The organism is Natronorubrum sp. A-ect3, from assembly GCF_041821125.1.
Taxonomy (GTDB): domain Archaea; phylum Halobacteriota; class Halobacteria; order Halobacteriales; family Natrialbaceae; genus Natronorubrum; species Natronorubrum bangense.
On the sequence record NZ_JBGUBB010000002.1, the window covers coordinates 827265 to 842914 of the forward strand.

The following is a 15650-nucleotide window of genomic DNA, read 5'->3' on the forward strand; positions in this document are numbered from 1 at the left end:
GGCAGCGGCCTCAATCGCTGCCGATAATACCAGAGAACAAGACATTTCACATCTCCTCTCCGTGCGTGTCTCCGGACCAGTGATAGCAAATTTCTCGAAAACACCACCAGGATTCGTGACGTCGGGAAAGACACTCCTGAGACACCGTCGAACGGATCCCCAGCGATGCTGTCTCCATACAGGGAGGGCTAACTAGTATGGTATCCGTTTGTTAGGTCTCCATCACCTACGATAAGTATATGAGTAACCAGTTGGTCGGAGCCGGGGGAGTCGGTGTTAGGCCTGACGTCACGGCACCGAACGAATATCACTCCGACCGATCTGCAGCCGACACGAACACCGCGTTCGCCCCCACTGTATGAGCGTCGCACTGACCTATCTGGGCGTCCACGCGGTGTTCGTCCTTCCGCCGATCATCGTCCTCGGTTGGCTCGGCCTGCGCCGAGACGGGTTCTGGTGGAATAGACGGGCTGCCAGCGGGCTCGCGATCATGCTCGTCCTCGCGGTGACCTACACGACTCCTTGGGACAACCTGTTGATCGCGGAGGGGGTCTGGTGGTACGGAGACGGAGCCGTGGTGGCGACCATCTGGCACGCCCCGGTCGGGGAGTACCTCTTTTTTATCTTACAGCCGATTCTGACCGCACTCTGGCTCTTTCACGTCCTCCAGATACCTGATCGCTCGCTGTGGATCCCCTGGAAACACCGCCTCCTCGGTGCTATCGCGGGACTAGCTGTGGGCGGACTCGGCTGGATCCTTCTCGGGACGACGTCGACGTTCTATCTCGGCGCGATCTTGCTCTGGGCCGGTCCGATTCTCGCGATCCAGTGGGCGTTCGGACTCACGGCGCTGTGGGACGTCCGCCGAAGGACGCTGCTCGCCATCGCCGTGCCGACGCTGTACCTCTGGATCGTCGATCGGATCGCAATCGGGCTCGGCGTCTGGGTCATTTCCGACACGCATACCACGGGCCTGACGCTTCTCGGGCTCCCGATCGAGGAGGCGCTGTTCTTCCTCGTGACAAACGTCTTCCTCGTTCAGGGGCTCGTCTTGTACGTGTGGACGCTCGATCGACTCGACAGCGACACGACCATTCAGGACGTCCGGAGCCGTCTCGCAGACCGGAGCGATGCCGGATAACACGACGACGCTCGAGCGGGCGACTGGTCCAGTGACGTGGTCCCAGGCTCGAGACTGGGCCAGCGTGGTAAGCCTCGCAGCCGGCGCGATGACGGTTCTCGCCGGACTCGCGATCGTCGCGGTAGCCGGCTCGCTTCCGCTCTGGGTCCAGTTCCTGCCCCTTCTCGTGAGCGTGCTTGTGCTCGGGCTCCCCCACGGAGCAGTCGACCACCTCGTGCTTCCGCGAGCCCGTGACGAGCCGGTTACTCGTCGATCGCTCGCAGCGATCGGCCTGTTGTATCTCACGGTTGGCGGGGCCTACGCCGTCGTCTGGGTGTTCGCTCCGGCGACCGCGTTCGTCCTGTTTATTCTCCTCACCCTGTTTCACTGGGGACAGGGCGATGTCTACGCGATGATCGAGTTGATCGGCGTCGACTACCTCCAAGGTCGGGGCTCACGTTCGCTTACCATCCTCGTTCGGGGCGGACTCCCCATGATCGTCCCGCTAATCGCCTTTCCGGAGCAGTACGCGCTCGTCGCGGAAACGCTCGTCGGACTGTTCGACCCTGCCGCCGCGACGGCGCTCGAGCCGGCGTTTCAACCGGGAGTCCGCCTCGCCGTCGGCCTCGGGTTCGCGCTCGCGATCGTCGCCGCACTCGGGCGTGGGCTCGCCCACTCGGGAGTGTCGGCCCCGTGGCTGATCGACGCCGGAGAAACCCTTGGGCTCGTTGCCCTGTTCGCCTTTGTGCCGCCGATTCTCGCGATCGGGCTCTACTTCTGTCTGTGGCACAGTCTCCGGCACATCCTTCGAACGATGCTCATCGACGACCGAGCCGTGGCGGCGCTGTCTCGCGGTGCAGTGGGCAACGCGAGCCGTCGGTTCATCAGGGACGCAGCCCCGCTAACCGGCGGTGCGATCGTCGTTCTCGCCACGATTGCGCTGCTGGTTCCGCAGACGCCCGCCACCGTCCCGCAGGTCGCGGGGCTGTACCTCGTCACCATCGCAGTCCTGACGGCCCCACACGTCGTCGTGGTCTCGCTGCTCGATCGAGAGCAGCGGTTCTGGTCCCCTGAAACCGCGTAACTGGTCACGACCGACCCCGCTTCGGGTTTAAATCCGATGGGGCAGCCAGATCGATCGATGGCTACGCCCGGAGTCGAGTTCGTCACCGATCCCGCCACGACGCTGCAGTTGCTGGCCTGGGTTCTCGGCGGTGTGGTGCTTGGCAGCCTGAGCGGCCTGGTTCCCGGCCTCCACGCGAACAACTTCGCGCTCTTGCTCGCCGGCTTCGCGCCGTCGATTCCCGGCCCACCGCTGTTCGTCGGCTGTGCGATGCTTGCGGCCGGCGTCGTCCACACCTTTCTGAACGCTGTCCCCGCGATGGCACTCGGTGTCCCCGACGCCGAGATGGCCGTCACTGCGTTGCCGGCCCACCGGATGGTTCTCGAGGGACGGGGCTACGAAGCGATTCGACTCTCCGCGCTCGGCAGTATCCTCGCTGTCCTCGCAGCCGTTCCGCTGGCGTTACCGATCACGTGGGGTGTGACAGCTGCGTATCCGACGATTCGGGACCATCTAGCGCTCCTGCTGGCGATGGTCGTCGTCGCACTGGTCGCCTCCGAACGGACGTGGCGTGGCCGCGTTGGTGCCATCGTTTCGTTCGCCCTCGCCGCTGTTCTGGGACTGCTCACGCTTGATTTCTCGCCGGACGCGCCGCTCGAGGCCGGCGGGATGCTTGCACCCCTGTTTGCCGGGCTGTTCGGTGCGCCGGTGTTGATCGATGCGATCCGTGGAAGCGGAATCCCGCCACAGCATGGCGATGCCATCGCGATGTCCCACCCGCTCGTCGGGGCAACGGCGATCGCCGGTGCACTTGCGGGTGCCGTCGTCGGCTACATTCCCGGGATTTCGGCGGCGATCGCTGCCGTCGCGGTCCTGCTGTTCGTGCCCGGGCGCTCCGGCGACAGGGGCTATATCGTTGCGACGAGTGGCGTCGATACGGCGAACACGATTTTCGCACTATTTGCGCTGGTCGCGATCGGCCAGCCCCGAACCGGCGTGATGGTCGCCTTCGAAAGCGTCGACGCCCCGCTCGAGCTCCCGATCCTGCTTGCCGGTGTCGTGCTTGCGGGACTGCTCGGCTTCGTGCTCGTGATCGTCGTCGGAGACGCGTATCTCGAGGCTGTCGGCCGGATCGCCTACTGGAAGATTTCGGTCGCTGTCCTCGCACTCCTGTTAGCCCTCTCGTATCTGTTTACCGGTGTCGTCGGGATCGTGGTCTTCTGCGTCGCAGCCGCGATCGGGATGGTCCCGATCCGCTTCCGTGCGCGACGGGTTCATCTGATGGGCGTGTTGATCGGCCCGTTGCTGGTCGGCTTCTAACGCCGTACAGAGCCTGCTAGCGGCGTGTGCCAACACGCCAGCGCTGGCTGCTCGAGAGTTCGGCTCGACGGTGTAGATTCAGGGCTGACTCGAGTCTCGCGCGGCCGCCACGAGGGTCTCGACGCGCTCGCGTGAGACCGGATTTGTCGTTTCCCCGCCCGCTTTGAGCGCCGTGCCGACAATGACGCCGTCAGCGCCCGCCTCGAGGCAGTCGCCGACCGTCTCGTTCGTGACGCCGCTGCCGACGAAGACGAGGTTTCGTTCCCGTGTCGGTGCTTGGTCTGCCAGGACGTCCGCAACTCGTTCGACGTCCTCGAGTGCAGTCTCGACACCGGTGCCGGGTCCCGAGACGATCACGCCGTCAGCCATGCCGCGTTCGACTGTCTCGAGTGCGGCCTGCTCGAGATCCCTCTCGCCAACCGGCGTCGCGTGTTTGACGTGAACGTCCGCGAGGATGGCGACATCGGCCTCGAGCCGATTGCGAAGCCGGAGCGTCTCGTGGGCCTGTCCCTCGAGGAGACCCTGATCGGTCGCCGCAGTACCGATGTGGACGTTCACCCGGATAAAGTCGGCCGCAGTGGCAGCGGCGATCGACAGCGCCGCGTCGGCGTCGTTTCTGAGCACGTTGATGCCGAGCGGGATATCAACGGTTCGCTGCAGCGCCGACGCCAGCGCGGTCATATCTGCGACGGCGTGGTTCGGAACGGCTTCGGGATAAAACGGTGTGTCGCCGAAGTTCTCGAGCACGATGCCGTCGACTCCGCCCGCCTCGAGTCGGCGGGCGTCCTCGAGTGCGCGGGTGCGGATGGCGTCACGGTCGCCGTCGAACCCCGGCGCGCCGGGAAGGGGTGGGAGGTGGACCATCCCGAGAACGGGTCGATCGGCGTCGAAGCGATCGCGGAGGGGTGTCGGTGTGGACATAGCGGTGGTGTGGGCTCGAGGGCCAAAAGTCCGCACGACAAGTGACCAGACGATATCGGTTCCTCAGGCAGTCGACGGCTGGCTGTCGAAAAACCGGGTTCGTGCGACCAACAGATACGCAAGGACGACGAGCGGGACAGCGACGAGTGGCACGTGGCTGAGACCAAAGACAGTCGCCCCGAGTGCCAGATTGAGCAGCAATAGCGCGTACAGTACGACAGCTGCGATCCACCCCATCACCGACCCTCGCCAGAGCAGGTAGGCGACAGCGAGCCCCGCGATGCCCGTGTAAAACGCGGGTGATGTCTCGGAGAGACTCGCTACGACTCGCTCGAGGCCGTACAGCACCGTCAGCAAAACGACAGCGAGCACGCCGGGAGGGCGGGTGAGCACGGATTTTTCGTCCATAGCGAGAGATACAACCGAGCGCAGATAAGTATGTATTCCAACGTAAAAGAGGTTGATCTCTAAAACAAATCTATAGAAACAACCTTATTCGTCGTGGACCAAGTCTGTGGCGATGCCAGAACCGTCCCGGCGTTCGGTCCTCCAAGCACTCGGCGGTGTGGGCCTCGGTGTCGCAGCCTCGAGACAGCCACACTGGCCAGGCTTTTTCGGCGGGTATATTGAGGCAGCGCCGCTCGAACCCGACGAGCACGACGATCAGCTTCCGCCGGATGAGTTCGTGACTCCCCACGATGATGACCAGCTCGTCGACCTCGACTCGCTCCACGCAGCATTGGAACGGCCCGACGAGCACGTCACCCTCTCGCGGCGAGAGTTTGGCACCGCGTTCGCTGCCCTCGAGGAACTTCCAGTGTTCGACCCCGACCGTCACGAGGGACACGACCATCCGGCAGTCGTTCGCGGGCTCTACGTCCGTGATCTCGAGTATACGTACCGGGTTCAACTCGTTCCCTGGTGTAGTGACGCGTGGTGGATTCAGACGCGGGGAACGCCCGAAGGATGGGCAAGCTGTCACCGGCGATAGTCGAGCCTCGAGGCGGCAAGGCCGGCCCCGTCCACGACCGTTTTCCCGTCGCCATCGAAACACACGCGCGATGACCGATTTGTTTACGCCACTCGAGTTGCGCGACCTCGAGGTACCGAACCGGATCGCCGTCTCACCGATGTGCCAGTACTCCTGTGAGCCTGATGGGCTCCCGACGGAGTGGCACCGCGTCCACCTCGGGAGCCGCGCCGTCGGCGGTGCCGGTATCGTCATGACCGAAGCCACCGCCGTCGAACCGCGCGGGCGAATCACGCCTCACGATCTGGGCATCTGGAGCGACGAGCACGCTGACGCGCTCGAGCCGATCACCGCGTTCATCCGCGAGCAGGGTGGGGTGCCGGGGATTCAACTGGCTCACGCGGGTCACAAGGCGAGCAAGTGCCGGCCGTGGGACGGGAACCTCCCGATTCAGCCCGACGAGACCGACCCCGACGGCGCATCGGGCTGGGAGGTGCTCTCGCCGTCGCCCGACGCGTACCCACCGTTCGACGGCGACCGACCCGCAATGAAACGAGCCGACGCGGACGACATTCAGGGTGTCATCGACGCCTACCAGGCCGCAGCCGAGCGATCGCTCGCAGCTGGTTTCGAAATCGCCGAGGTCCACGCGGCCCACGGCTACCTGCTCCACGAGTTCCTCTCACCCGTGACGAACCGCCGTGAGGACGAGTACGGCGGGAGCTTCGAAAATCGCACTCGACTGCTCCGAGAAGTCGTCGACGCGGTCCGAGATGTCTGGCCCGAGGACAAGCCCGTTTTCGTCCGTATTTCGGGTACTGACTGGCTCGAGGGACAGGACGCGTGGGATCTTGACCAGTCCGTTCGACTGGCCGACGACCTCGCCGACCGTGGCGTCGATCTGATCGACGTCAGTTCGGGCGGGCTCCACCCCGATCAAGACGTTCCCGGCGGGCCGAACTTCCAGGTGCCACTCGCCGAAGCGGTCCGCGAGGGTGCAGATATCACCGTCGGTGCAGTCGGCGGCGTCACCGAACCCGAGCAGGCAGATGCGCTCGTCCGCAACAGCCGCGCCGACGTCGTTCTCGTCGGCCGGGAGTTCCTCCGCTATCCGTACTTCGGGCTCCGAGCGTCCGACGACCTCGAGGATGATCCGATGGCGTGGCCGGAGCAGTACCGACGGGCGGTTCAGTAACGCACTGACTGCTGGGCGACCCTCTCAGTCGTCGGTCCACTTGATCGAACAGCCTTGCGAGGGCTGCCACTCGAGGTCGACCGACTCGCCTGCGAGCACCGCCTCGATCGCCTCCCGAACGTGGAACCGCGTCGGCTCGTCGTCGGGACTGAGCGCATCGTCGAGGCGGCCCTGGTAGACCAGCTGAAATCCATCCTCGGTGTTTTCGAACAGGAACGGATCCGGCGTACAGACCGCGCCGTACGCTCGACCGACCTCCTGGCTGGCGTCGCGCAGGTAGGCATCGTACTGGATCGTGCCGTCGTCGACGTACTCACGCATTGCCTCGAGGGAGTCGTCGGGGTACTCCTCGGCGTCGTTGGGGTTGATGCCGACGACGGCAACGTCGTCGTACTCGTCGGCCAACTCGTTTAACAGATCGAACTTCGCTTTCGCGTACGGGCAGTGGTTGCATGTGAAGACGACCAGCAGTGCCCCGGCGTCGGCGAACGACTCGAGGGTGTAGGTCTCGCCGTCTGCCCCCTCGAGTTCGAACGCGGGGGCTGCGTCGCCAGCCGCGAGTTCGGAGTCGGATTCTTTGAGTACCATGGTCGTCGGTTCCGGACCTGCGGTCTTAAGCACCTCGCTGGGCTGTGGATTCAAGCAACAGGCTGTGCCAGCGGACGGTCAACACGACCCACATATTTGTACCCCCCGTGAGATCGATATCATATGCAAACGCTCGAGGTCACGGACGACCAGTATGCTGCTATCCAGTCGCTTCGCGAAGCGATCTCCGAAGACGTCGTCGGCGAGTACGGCTTCGTCCGCGAACGCGACGCTGTCCAGTTTCTGCTCGACAATCTCGACGATGACGCGGCTGTGTCCGTCGAGGCGACAGTCGAGTCCTCGGCGACCGACGACGTCGCTGCTTCCGTCGGGGCCGCAATCGAGGGAGAGACGGATCCACACGCCCTCGAGGAAGTCTCCTACGTCGAAGACGAGTCCGTCACGGACGACGCCGAAGTCGAAGCCGACCCGGACCCCGACCCCGAGACTGGCAGTGATTCGATGGGCGAGTTGAAAGGCGACTCGAGTGATAGCGAAGCCGACGCCGAGGAGCGTGACGACGAGAGCGATGCTAGGAACGAACCCGACTCCGATACCGACGGCGATGAGATCGGTGTCGATGCGTCCGGCGGTGCCAGCGGTGATGCCGACGATGACGATATGTTAGACGAGATGATGAGCCTCCTCGAGACCCACGACGACAAGTGGGGCGAGGCCACGTCGGCGGACTACCGCTACAGCGTCGAGTTACCCGACGGCACGACGGAACAGGTCCAGACGAAAGACGACGTGCGGGCGCTGTTGTTCAAAAACTACCGGTAGGCTGTCGGTGTGCGATCCGGATCGCACGCGAGCCCAACTGTTCAGGGACGATCGAACAACGGTAGAACTTTACTCACGCTTGCATTTCTGGGAGATATGAGCGAACGCGAGGTACTCGAGTTGCTTCGTGAGAACGCGCGCTATTCGACGGCGGATATCGCGCGAATGACCGGCCTCAACGAGTCTGAGGTCGAGACCACGATCGAGGAACTCGAGGCAGCAGGTGTGGTTCGTGGATATCAAGCGGTCGTCGACTGGGATAAACTGGAAGACGAACGCGTCCGAGCCGAAGTCGAGTTGAACGTCACGCTCGACCGCGAGACGGGCTACGACGACATCGCAGAGCGCCTCGCACGGTTTCCCCAGGTCAAAGCCTTACGGCTGGTCAGCGGCGACTACGACTTCGATATGGAAGTCGAGGGCGACTCCATCCGCGAGGTTTCTCAGTTTATCAGTGAGAAGGTCGCACCCGTCCCCGAGATCACCCAGACGGTCACACACTACGTGATGACTTCCTACAAAGAAAACGGGATCGAGCTCGGTGACGGCGAAGACGACGAGCGGCTGTCGTTCTCACCCTAATCATGACGTTCGAACTGTCCGAACGCGTCCAGACGGTGCCGCCGTCGGGGATCCGACGGTTCTTCGAGATCGCCGAGGAACGCGACGACGTCATCTCGCTTGGAGTCGGTGAGCCCGACTTCTCGACGCCGTGGGCGGCCCGCGACGCCGCGATCACCTCTCTGGAGCAGGGCAAGACGTCCTATACCGCGAACCGGGGGATGCGCGAACTCCGCGAGTCGATCGCCGACTACGTCGCTGACCGCTTCGAACTCGGCTACGATCCCGACAAGGAGATCATCGTCACCGCCGGGGCGAGCGAAGCCGTCGACCTCGCCTTCCGGGCGTTCGTCGATCCTGGCGACACGGTCGCGATCGCCCAGCCATCTTACATCTCCTACGAGCCCGGCGTCATCTTCGCCGGCGGCGAGGTGTTGTCCGTGCCGACGACGGAAGAAGACGAGTTCCGACTCACCGTCGAGGGCCTCGAGCAAGCGGGCGCGGACGAGGCCGACATGCTCGTGCTCTGTTACCCCAACAACCCGACGGGCGCGATCATGACCGAGGCTGACCTCGAGCCGATCGCGGAGTTCGCCCGCGAGCACGATCTGATGGTCCTCTCCGACGAGATCTACGCCGAACTCACCTACGACGGAAACGAGCACACCTCGATCGCGACCCTCGAGGGAATGCGCGAGCGAACCATCGTCTTCAACGGCTTCTCGAAGGCCCACGCGATGACCGGGCTGCGGCTGGGGTATGCACTCGGCCCCGCCGAGGCCATCAACGCGATGAACAAGATCCACCAGTACACGATGCTGTCCGCGCCGACGACGGCCCAACACGCTGCCCTCGAGGCGCTTGATTCCTGTGACAACGACGTCCGGGACATGGTCAACGAGTACGACCGCCGTCGCCAGTTCGTCCTCTCGCGGTTCCGCGAGATCGGCATGGACGTCTTCGAGGCCAAAGGGGCGTTCTACTGTTTCCCCGAAGTGCCCGAGGGCTTCACGGCAGAGGAGTTCGCTGAAGGCGTCCTCCGCGAACAGGGCGTCGCAGTCGTCCCCGGCGACGTCTTCGGCGCGGGTGGCGAGGGCCACCTGCGGATCTCCTATGCGACCGGGCTCGACGATCTCCGGAAGGCCTTAGCCCGGATCGAAGCGTTCGTCGAGGAACACGCGTAGTCACCCCTCAAGGCGGTGACGACGCGACATTTTGACCGATCTCACGCGTCTGGATAGTGCTGGCACCAGGGCCGGGCGCGCTCGAGTGCCCTTGCAGCAGCGAGCACGTCCGACTCGGCGTAGCGGCGGCCGACGACCTGCAGCCCGACCGGGAGCCCGTCGTCGGTGAGGCCGGCAGGAACCGACGCGGCCGGGTGGCCCGTGAGATTGAACACCCACGTGAGCATCGCGTCAGTCGGAATGCCGGCGACCTCGTAGCCGTCGATCTGCGTCGGGTAGCGATCGCGCAGGTGTTTGCCGTACGGAGGGACAGTCAGTGTCGGCGTCACGAGGACGTCCGCGCCCTCGAGTGCCGCCTCGATCGCGTCGTAGGCCTCGACCCGCGGCCCGTTCGCGAGTCGTTCCTCGAGCGGGTCCAGATCGGTACCCAGCGAAATCGTCGAACGGACTGTCTCCTCGACGTCGGCCGTCTCGAAGTCGATGCCGTACTGTTCTTCGACCCGGGTCGCGACCGCCGCGAAGTAGCCGCCGACCTGCGTGTAGTAGGCCCGGCGAAGCACGTCGACGTCGGGGAGCGAGACGTCGACAGTGTCGACCGCCGCGCCGGCAGCCGCGAGGTCATCGACGGCCGCCCCAACCGTCTCGCGGACGACGGGAGCAACGGGCTGGAGATTCAGATCCGGACTGTACGCGACCGAGAGGTCGTCTGTCGGTCGCTCGAGCGCCTCGAGGACGTCGTCGTCACCACGGGGGACGCTCAGTGGATCGCGATGATCCGGCCCGGCCATGATCTCGAAGCCGAGCGCAACGTCCACGGCGCTGCGGGCGATGGGGCCGCCGACCATGAACGGCGAGTGACTGTCGAACGAGTCGAGCCGTGAGTTCGAGGGGATGCGTCCGAACGAGGGTTTGAGTCCGATGACGTTACAACACGACGCCGGAACCCGCAGCGAGCCGCCGATATCCGAGCCGGTCGCGAGTCTGGCGAGGCCGGCGGCGACTGCCGCTGCCGACCCGCCGGAAGAGCCACCCGCCGACCGCTCTCTGTCGAACGGGGTCGCCGTCGCGCCGATGAGTCGGTTATCGGTCTTGATCGTGTGGGCGAGCGCCGGTGTGTTGGTCGTGCCGACGATCACCGCGCCGGCGGCCTCGAGCCGTTCGACGGTGATCGAATCCGCCGTCGCGACGTTTTCAGAGAGGGCAGCGAGGCCGAGCGTGTTTCGGACGCCAGCCTTGCGATCCCGGAGGTCTTTGATTGCGACTGGGACGCCGTGAAGCGGGCCGAGATCCTCGCCGGCGGCGGCCGCACGGTCAGCTTCGCGGGCCCGTTCCCGGGCCGACTCCTCGAGCACGGTCACGTAGGCGTTCAGCTCCTCGGTAGCCCCGATTCGCTCGAGCACGTCGTCGACGACGGCTTCCGACGACAGCTCGCCGTTCCTGATCGCCGCCGCGAGATCACGGAGAGAGGTAGTGATAGTATCAGCCATGATGAGTGTGACCATGGCCGTCGAAATAAATCCACGGACAGCGACGTAACTGGCTACAGACCCAGACGCTCAGACGACGTTTCGTTCCCCTCGAGCCAACGACGTCTCGAAGCGGTCGCTCGAGAGCGCCGTGGGATCGACCAGCGACAGTTCGCCGTCGGTAACGAGTTCGGCGACGAGCGTCCCGGTTGCGGGAGCGTGCTGAAAGCCGTGGCCCGAGAAGCCGGCCGCAGTGACGAAGCCGGGGACCGTCTCCTCGACGATCGCGGTTTCGTCCGGTGTCACCGCATACAGGCCCGCCCAGCCGCGCTTGATCGCCGACTCGGGGCCGAAGTAGGTCGTCCAGTCGGCAACGGTCTCGAGAGCCTCGACGGCCCAGGGGAACGCCATCGATCTGTCGTAGCCGTCGGGATCACAGGCAGGATCGGCGTCGCCGACGTGGCCGCCGACCAGCGCGTCGCCGTCGCGATCCGGCCGGAAGTACGTGCCGCTCTCGAGGTCGATCGTCAGTGGATCGGTCTCGGGAACAGGCTGACCGGGCTCGACGACAGCGATCTGACGGCGTTTCGGGGTGATCGGTAGCTCGCAGTCGGCCATCGCCGCAACCTCGCCGGCCCACGGCCCCGCGGCGTTAACCACGAATTCGGCCTTGAGCCGGCCGTCAGGCGTCTCGACACCGGTTACCCGACCGGCGTCCGTTCGGAGCACGTCCACCACCGGCGTCTGTGTCCGGACGTCGACGCCCTCGTCGGCCGCTGCCTGCGCATAGCCCTGCAACGCGAGGTGTGGGTCGGCGACGCCGTCCGTTGGAGAGTACGTCGCTGCGACGAACTGCTCGTGGTCGACTCCGGGGCAGTGGTCCTGTATCGCGTCGGGTTCGAGCAGCTCGCTTGGAACGCCGCGGTCGTTTTGCATGGCGACTGCCTCCTCGAACCGCGTCGCCGCCGCCTCGCTCCGGGCGAGAAAGAGATAGCCGATTTGTCGGTAGTCGATGTCGATGCCAAAGCGCTCGTCGAACGTGTCCCAGACGCGCATGCTCTCGAGGGATAGCTCGACGTTGACCGGCGTCGAAAACTGTGCGCGAATGCCGCCCGCAGCCCGTTCTGTGCTCCCCGAACCGAGCGAACGCTGCTCGCAGACGACGACGTCGACGCCGCGGGTGGCGAGTTCGTACGCAGTTGTCATCCCGACGACGCCGCCGCCGATCACGACTACTGTCATATGATGACGAATCACATGTTCGTGGATAAGCGTTCGGTCGACTCTCGAACGCGGCGGACAGCCGGACGACGTCTAAAATGACTTCTCGAGCGCCGATCGATCCGCAACGGGACCGGTTCGATCGGTCGAAGATGGTCAGACGACTAAAGTAGCCGACCGAGTATGTGCGCGTATGGTTCGCGTGCTCTCTGATGCGGATGTCGCGTCGGTACTCGATCTCGAGGCGCTGCTCCCGATCGTCGCCGACGCTTTCGAGAAACAACGAGCGGGCGCGGTCGAGCGCCCTGAACGACCCCACTACCCGATCGGGGCGGGTCTCGACCCCGACACACCTGACGAGCCGACTGGCACCGGGCTCTGTATGCCCGCCTATATCCACGGCAACGCCTACGTCGCGACGAAGCTCGTCACCGTCTGCGAGGACAACCCCGAGCGCGGGCTGCCGACGGTCACGGCACAGCTGACGCTTGCCGACGCTGAAACCGGCCAGCCAGTCAGCTATCTCGCGGGCAACCGGATCACCAGTGCCCGAACGGGCTGTATCGGTGGGCTCGCTGCCCGCGAACTCGCCGTCGACGGGCCGCTCGAGTTGGCAGTGATCGGCGCGGGCACGCAAGCGCGTTGGCAGACGCGAGCGATCGCCGCCGCCGTCGGCGTCGGCCGACTCGACTCGATCCGCGTTTACTCGCCCAGTGACTCCCGACTCGAGTGTGCTCGTGACCTCGAATCGGACCTCAGTGTCGACGTGACGCCAGTCTCGAGTCCACGCGAGGCCGTGACGAACGCCTCGGTCGTCGTCACGACGACAACGAGCACTGAACCCGTGTTCCCGGGCGAGGCCCTCGCTGACGGGGCGCTCGTGGTTGCCGTCGGGGCGTACACGGCCGAGATGCGTGAGCTGGACGATACGACGATCGAACGCGCGTCTCACATTGTCGCCGACGTTCCGGAAGAGGCCAGCGAGACCGGTGATCTTCGAGGCCACGACGACCTCGACATTCGCTCGTTCGGCGACGTGTTGGCTACCGGCGACGGCCGTCAGTCGCCGGACGAAATCGTCGTCCTCGCAAGTGTCGGGAGCGCGGTTTTAGACGCTGCAACTGCCGAGTTCCTCTTCGATCGAGCCGAAGACGCCGACCTCGGCACGACGGTACCGATATGAACGTCATGGGCTCAAACACCATCGCGAACTGATGAGTGGTGTTGCGTACCATAGCGGCTCCCGGCCACGACACTGAAATAGCCACTCCGCAAAGTGGGGTCCGAGTAGCTGCCGATGAGTGATCTGACAGTGCGACCCCACAGCCACCATCTCGGAGGGGGTGTCCAACGGGTGCCAAACGGCGACGGAGGGCGAGACCGATGACGATTCGCTCAATTCCTGTTGCCGATCGTGTCACCGACGCCTTCTTCGCACTCGATACGGACTTTCGCTTTACCTATCTCAACGAGCGCGCCGAAACCCTGCTGAAACGCCCTCGCAAGGAGCTGATCGGCCGCGTGATGTGGGATGAGTTCCCACAGACTGTCGAAACTCAGTTCCCCGACGGGTTCCATCGCGCGATGGACGAACAGATCACCGTCTCGTTCGAGGTGTACCATGCCCAACTCGAGACGTGGTTCGAGGCCCGCGCGTATCCGTCAGAAACCGGCCTCTCGGTCTACATGCGCGACGTCACCGAGCGAAAATCACAGGAGACGACGATCGCCCAGCACGCCGCCGTCGTCGAGGCGGTCTACGACGCGATCCTCACGCTTGACCGCAACCGCGAGCTCGTCACCGTCAACAGCGCCATCGAGGAACTTCTTGGCACTGATCGCTCGGACCTCATCGGCGAACACGTCGAAACGCTGACCCAGCAAGCGGGGATCTCAGACGATGATGCCGTCGAGATCGGTCGTGCGATCACCGACGTCGACGTCGGCAACGCCGACAGACGCCAACTCGAGGTAGCGTTTACTGCTGCTGATGGGAGCGACCGAGTCGGCGAGTTTCGGTTCGTCCCGATCGAAGACGACCACGCGACCGTCGCGGCCGTTATCCGAGATGTCACCGACCGCCACGAGTACGAACGCGTCGTCACGTCGCTGCACGAAGTCACCCGGTGGCTTCTCGAGTCGGACGACCCCGAAGAGATCTGTGCAGTCGCAGTCCACGCCGGCAGCGACCTGCTCGGTCTCCCGATCAGCGGCGTCTGGTTGCTCGACGACGAGCAGGGGTATCTCGATCCCGTTGCCGGAACCGCTGGCGCACACGACGAGTTCGGTGGGCTTCCGCGGTTCTACCCCGGTGAGGGACTCGTCTGGGACGTTTTCGAAGGCGGCTCAGTGGAGCGCTTCGACGACCTCGAGTCGATTACGGAGCTCTACAACCCTGAGACGACGCTTCGATCGGAGATCATCGCTCCCATCGGAACCCATGGTGTCCTCATGACTGGGGCGCTCGAGGCCAATCAGTTCGACGAGACCGACGTCGACCTCGTCTCGATGCTCGTCGAGAACACGCGTGCAGCGCTCGACCGAGCCAATCGTGAACAGGTCCTTCGGAACCGAACAGCCGAACTCGAGCGCCAGACCGAACGGCTCGAGTCGGTTGCCGAGATCCTCTCAACCGACCTGAAACAGCAGCTGTCTACCGTCGCAAACGCACTCGAAGACGATGCCGATGAGTGGGAGTTCCCGCTCGCAGAGGATTCGGTCGAAACCACGCTCGATCGCGCTGAACGGCTCGTCGACGACGTCCGCGAGTTCGCCCGAAACGCCTCGGCCGTCGGCCCCCGGTGTCGGATCGATCTCGAGGAAGCAATCGAGTGCGCACTCGAGCAGTCACAACTGGACAGCGCCCACATCGTCGTCGAACGGCCAGCAACGCTTCGGGCCGACGCAGACCGATTTTCCCATCTCCTCGAGACAGTGTTCGACGATGTGGCGGCTCGCGCCGACGGCGAGGTGACGATTCAGGTGGGGCTTCTTGGCGTCGACGAGACAGCGTGCTCCCGTGGTGTGTTCATACGGGACGATGCGACCGAGATTCCGCCGACGGCTCACGAGCCACCGGCCGAGTCGACGACCGGAGGCGCAGTCAGTGCGCCAGCCAGTTCTATCGACGGGCTGGGGCTTACTCTTGCCAGAGCGATCGCCGAGGCCCACGACTGGACGTTGACCGTCGATACCGGCGAGAATGGTGAGACACGGTTCGAGATCCGTGACGTGACGACCCTCGAAACGCAGTCCTGA

The 15650-nt window shown here is 64.5% G+C and carries 15 protein-coding genes; 10 read left to right on the forward strand and 5 right to left on the reverse strand.

Features of this window, described 5'->3' with window-relative positions; translation table 11 throughout:
- Positions 1-358 precede the first annotated feature (358 nt).
- Genes ACERJA_RS10785 through ACERJA_RS10795 form a run of 3 tightly spaced genes read left to right on the forward strand, consistent with a single transcriptional unit; the run spans position 359 to position 3503 of the window.
- Complete coding sequence (locus ACERJA_RS10785; protein ID WP_006064479.1) at positions 359-1141, forward strand: lycopene cyclase domain-containing protein; 783 nt, start codon at positions 359-361, stop codon at positions 1139-1141.
- Complete coding sequence (locus tag ACERJA_RS10790) at positions 1131-2204, forward strand: Brp/Blh family beta-carotene 15,15'-dioxygenase (RefSeq protein ID WP_373608184.1); 1074 nt, start codon at positions 1131-1133, stop codon at positions 2202-2204. The genes ACERJA_RS10785 and ACERJA_RS10790 overlap by 11 nt, the downstream gene beginning before the upstream one ends.
- Before the next feature lie 57 nt (positions 2205-2261).
- Positions 2262-3503, forward strand: a complete 1242-nt coding sequence (locus ACERJA_RS10795) for a tripartite tricarboxylate transporter permease (protein ID WP_373608186.1) — start codon at positions 2262-2264, stop codon at positions 3501-3503.
- A gap of 78 nt (positions 3504-3581) precedes the next feature.
- Here ACERJA_RS10795 and ACERJA_RS10800 read toward each other — a convergent pair whose 3' ends face one another.
- The gene (locus ACERJA_RS10800; RefSeq protein WP_373608187.1) at positions 3582-4424 is read right to left on the reverse strand and encodes a BtpA/SgcQ family protein; all 843 of its coding nucleotides are present in this window, start codon (positions 4422-4424) and stop codon (positions 3582-3584) included.
- A 63-nt stretch (positions 4425-4487) separates the two neighbouring features.
- Positions 4488-4832: a hypothetical protein gene (locus ACERJA_RS10805; protein ID WP_373608188.1), complete on the reverse strand. Its 345-nt coding sequence runs from the start codon at positions 4830-4832 to the stop codon at positions 4488-4490.
- Positions 4833-4944: 112 nt separating this feature from the next.
- On the opposite strand from ACERJA_RS10805, the gene ACERJA_RS10810 reads away from it, so the two are divergent.
- Entirely contained in the window at positions 4945-5415 is a 471-nt protein-coding gene (locus ACERJA_RS10810) for a hypothetical protein (protein WP_373608189.1), read from the forward strand.
- 70 nt (positions 5416-5485) lie between these two features.
- Positions 5486-6589 carry an NADH:flavin oxidoreductase/NADH oxidase gene (locus ACERJA_RS10815; protein ID WP_373608190.1) on the forward strand — a complete coding sequence of 368 codons (1104 nt, stop codon included), beginning with the start codon at positions 5486-5488 and terminating at the stop codon, positions 6587-6589.
- A 24-nt stretch (positions 6590-6613) separates the two neighbouring features.
- Here ACERJA_RS10815 and ACERJA_RS10820 read toward each other — a convergent pair whose 3' ends face one another.
- Positions 6614-7177, reverse strand: coding sequence for a thioredoxin family protein (locus ACERJA_RS10820; protein WP_373608192.1), 564 nt, complete (start codon positions 7175-7177; stop codon positions 6614-6616).
- A 123-nt stretch (positions 7178-7300) separates the two neighbouring features.
- Here ACERJA_RS10820 and ACERJA_RS10825 point away from each other — a divergent pair, with 123 nt between their 5' ends.
- The 3 genes from ACERJA_RS10825 (at position 7301) to ACERJA_RS10835 (ending at position 9705) form a co-directional block, all read left to right on the forward strand.
- Positions 7301-7960, forward strand: a complete 660-nt coding sequence (locus tag ACERJA_RS10825) for a hypothetical protein (RefSeq protein ID WP_373608193.1) — start codon at positions 7301-7303, stop codon at positions 7958-7960.
- 96 nt (positions 7961-8056) lie between these two features.
- Complete coding sequence (locus ACERJA_RS10830; RefSeq protein WP_006064486.1) at positions 8057-8542, forward strand: Lrp/AsnC family transcriptional regulator; 486 nt, start codon at positions 8057-8059, stop codon at positions 8540-8542.
- Positions 8543-8544: 2 nt separating this feature from the next.
- Entirely contained in the window at positions 8545-9705 is a 1161-nt protein-coding gene (locus tag ACERJA_RS10835; RefSeq protein ID WP_373608194.1) for a pyridoxal phosphate-dependent aminotransferase, read from the forward strand.
- 41 nt (positions 9706-9746) lie between these two features.
- Here ACERJA_RS10835 and ACERJA_RS10840 read toward each other — a convergent pair whose 3' ends face one another.
- Positions 9747-11192 (reverse strand): amidase, encoded by a 1446-nt coding sequence (locus ACERJA_RS10840; protein ID WP_373608195.1) that lies wholly within the window; start codon positions 11190-11192, stop codon positions 9747-9749.
- A gap of 69 nt (positions 11193-11261) precedes the next feature.
- The gene (locus tag ACERJA_RS10845) at positions 11262-12413 is read right to left on the reverse strand and encodes an NAD(P)/FAD-dependent oxidoreductase (protein ID WP_373608196.1); all 1152 of its coding nucleotides are present in this window, start codon (positions 12411-12413) and stop codon (positions 11262-11264) included.
- Positions 12414-12585: 172 nt separating this feature from the next.
- On the opposite strand from ACERJA_RS10845, the gene ACERJA_RS10850 reads away from it, so the two are divergent.
- Positions 12586-13575 (forward strand): ornithine cyclodeaminase family protein, encoded by a 990-nt coding sequence (locus ACERJA_RS10850; protein WP_373608197.1) that lies wholly within the window; start codon positions 12586-12588, stop codon positions 13573-13575.
- 200 nt (positions 13576-13775) lie between these two features.
- Complete coding sequence (locus ACERJA_RS10855) at positions 13776-15650, forward strand: PAS domain-containing protein (protein ID WP_373608199.1); 1875 nt, start codon at positions 13776-13778, stop codon at positions 15648-15650.

Excerpts from the sequence above, each read along its gene's own strand:
- ACERJA_RS10785 (WP_006064479.1), top strand. The coding sequence starts at position 359 with ATGAGCGTCGCACTGACCTATCTGGGCGTCCACGCGGTGTTCGTCCTT.
- ACERJA_RS10790 (WP_373608184.1), top strand. The coding sequence starts at position 1,131 with ATGCCGGATAACACGACGACGCTCGAGCGGGCGACTGGTCCAGTGACG.
- ACERJA_RS10795 (WP_373608186.1), top strand. The coding sequence starts at position 2,262 with ATGGCTACGCCCGGAGTCGAGTTCGTCACCGATCCCGCCACGACGCTG.
- ACERJA_RS10800 (WP_373608187.1), bottom strand. The coding sequence starts at position 4,424 with ATGTCCACACCGACACCCCTCCGCGATCGCTTCGACGCCGATCGACCC.
- ACERJA_RS10805 (WP_373608188.1), bottom strand. The coding sequence starts at position 4,832 with ATGGACGAAAAATCCGTGCTCACCCGCCCTCCCGGCGTGCTCGCTGTC.
- ACERJA_RS10810 (WP_373608189.1), top strand. The coding sequence starts at position 4,945 with ATGCCAGAACCGTCCCGGCGTTCGGTCCTCCAAGCACTCGGCGGTGTG.
- ACERJA_RS10815 (WP_373608190.1), top strand. The coding sequence starts at position 5,486 with ATGACCGATTTGTTTACGCCACTCGAGTTGCGCGACCTCGAGGTACCG.
- ACERJA_RS10820 (WP_373608192.1), bottom strand. The coding sequence starts at position 7,177 with ATGGTACTCAAAGAATCCGACTCCGAACTCGCGGCTGGCGACGCAGCC.
- ACERJA_RS10825 (WP_373608193.1), top strand. The coding sequence starts at position 7,301 with ATGCAAACGCTCGAGGTCACGGACGACCAGTATGCTGCTATCCAGTCG.
- ACERJA_RS10830 (WP_006064486.1), top strand. The coding sequence starts at position 8,057 with ATGAGCGAACGCGAGGTACTCGAGTTGCTTCGTGAGAACGCGCGCTAT.
- ACERJA_RS10835 (WP_373608194.1), top strand. The coding sequence starts at position 8,545 with ATGACGTTCGAACTGTCCGAACGCGTCCAGACGGTGCCGCCGTCGGGG.
- ACERJA_RS10840 (WP_373608195.1), bottom strand. The coding sequence starts at position 11,192 with ATGGCTGATACTATCACTACCTCTCTCCGTGATCTCGCGGCGGCGATC.
- ACERJA_RS10845 (WP_373608196.1), bottom strand. The coding sequence starts at position 12,413 with ATGACAGTAGTCGTGATCGGCGGCGGCGTCGTCGGGATGACAACTGCG.
- ACERJA_RS10850 (WP_373608197.1), top strand. The coding sequence starts at position 12,586 with ATGGTTCGCGTGCTCTCTGATGCGGATGTCGCGTCGGTACTCGATCTC.
- ACERJA_RS10855 (WP_373608199.1), top strand. The coding sequence starts at position 13,776 with ATGACGATTCGCTCAATTCCTGTTGCCGATCGTGTCACCGACGCCTTC.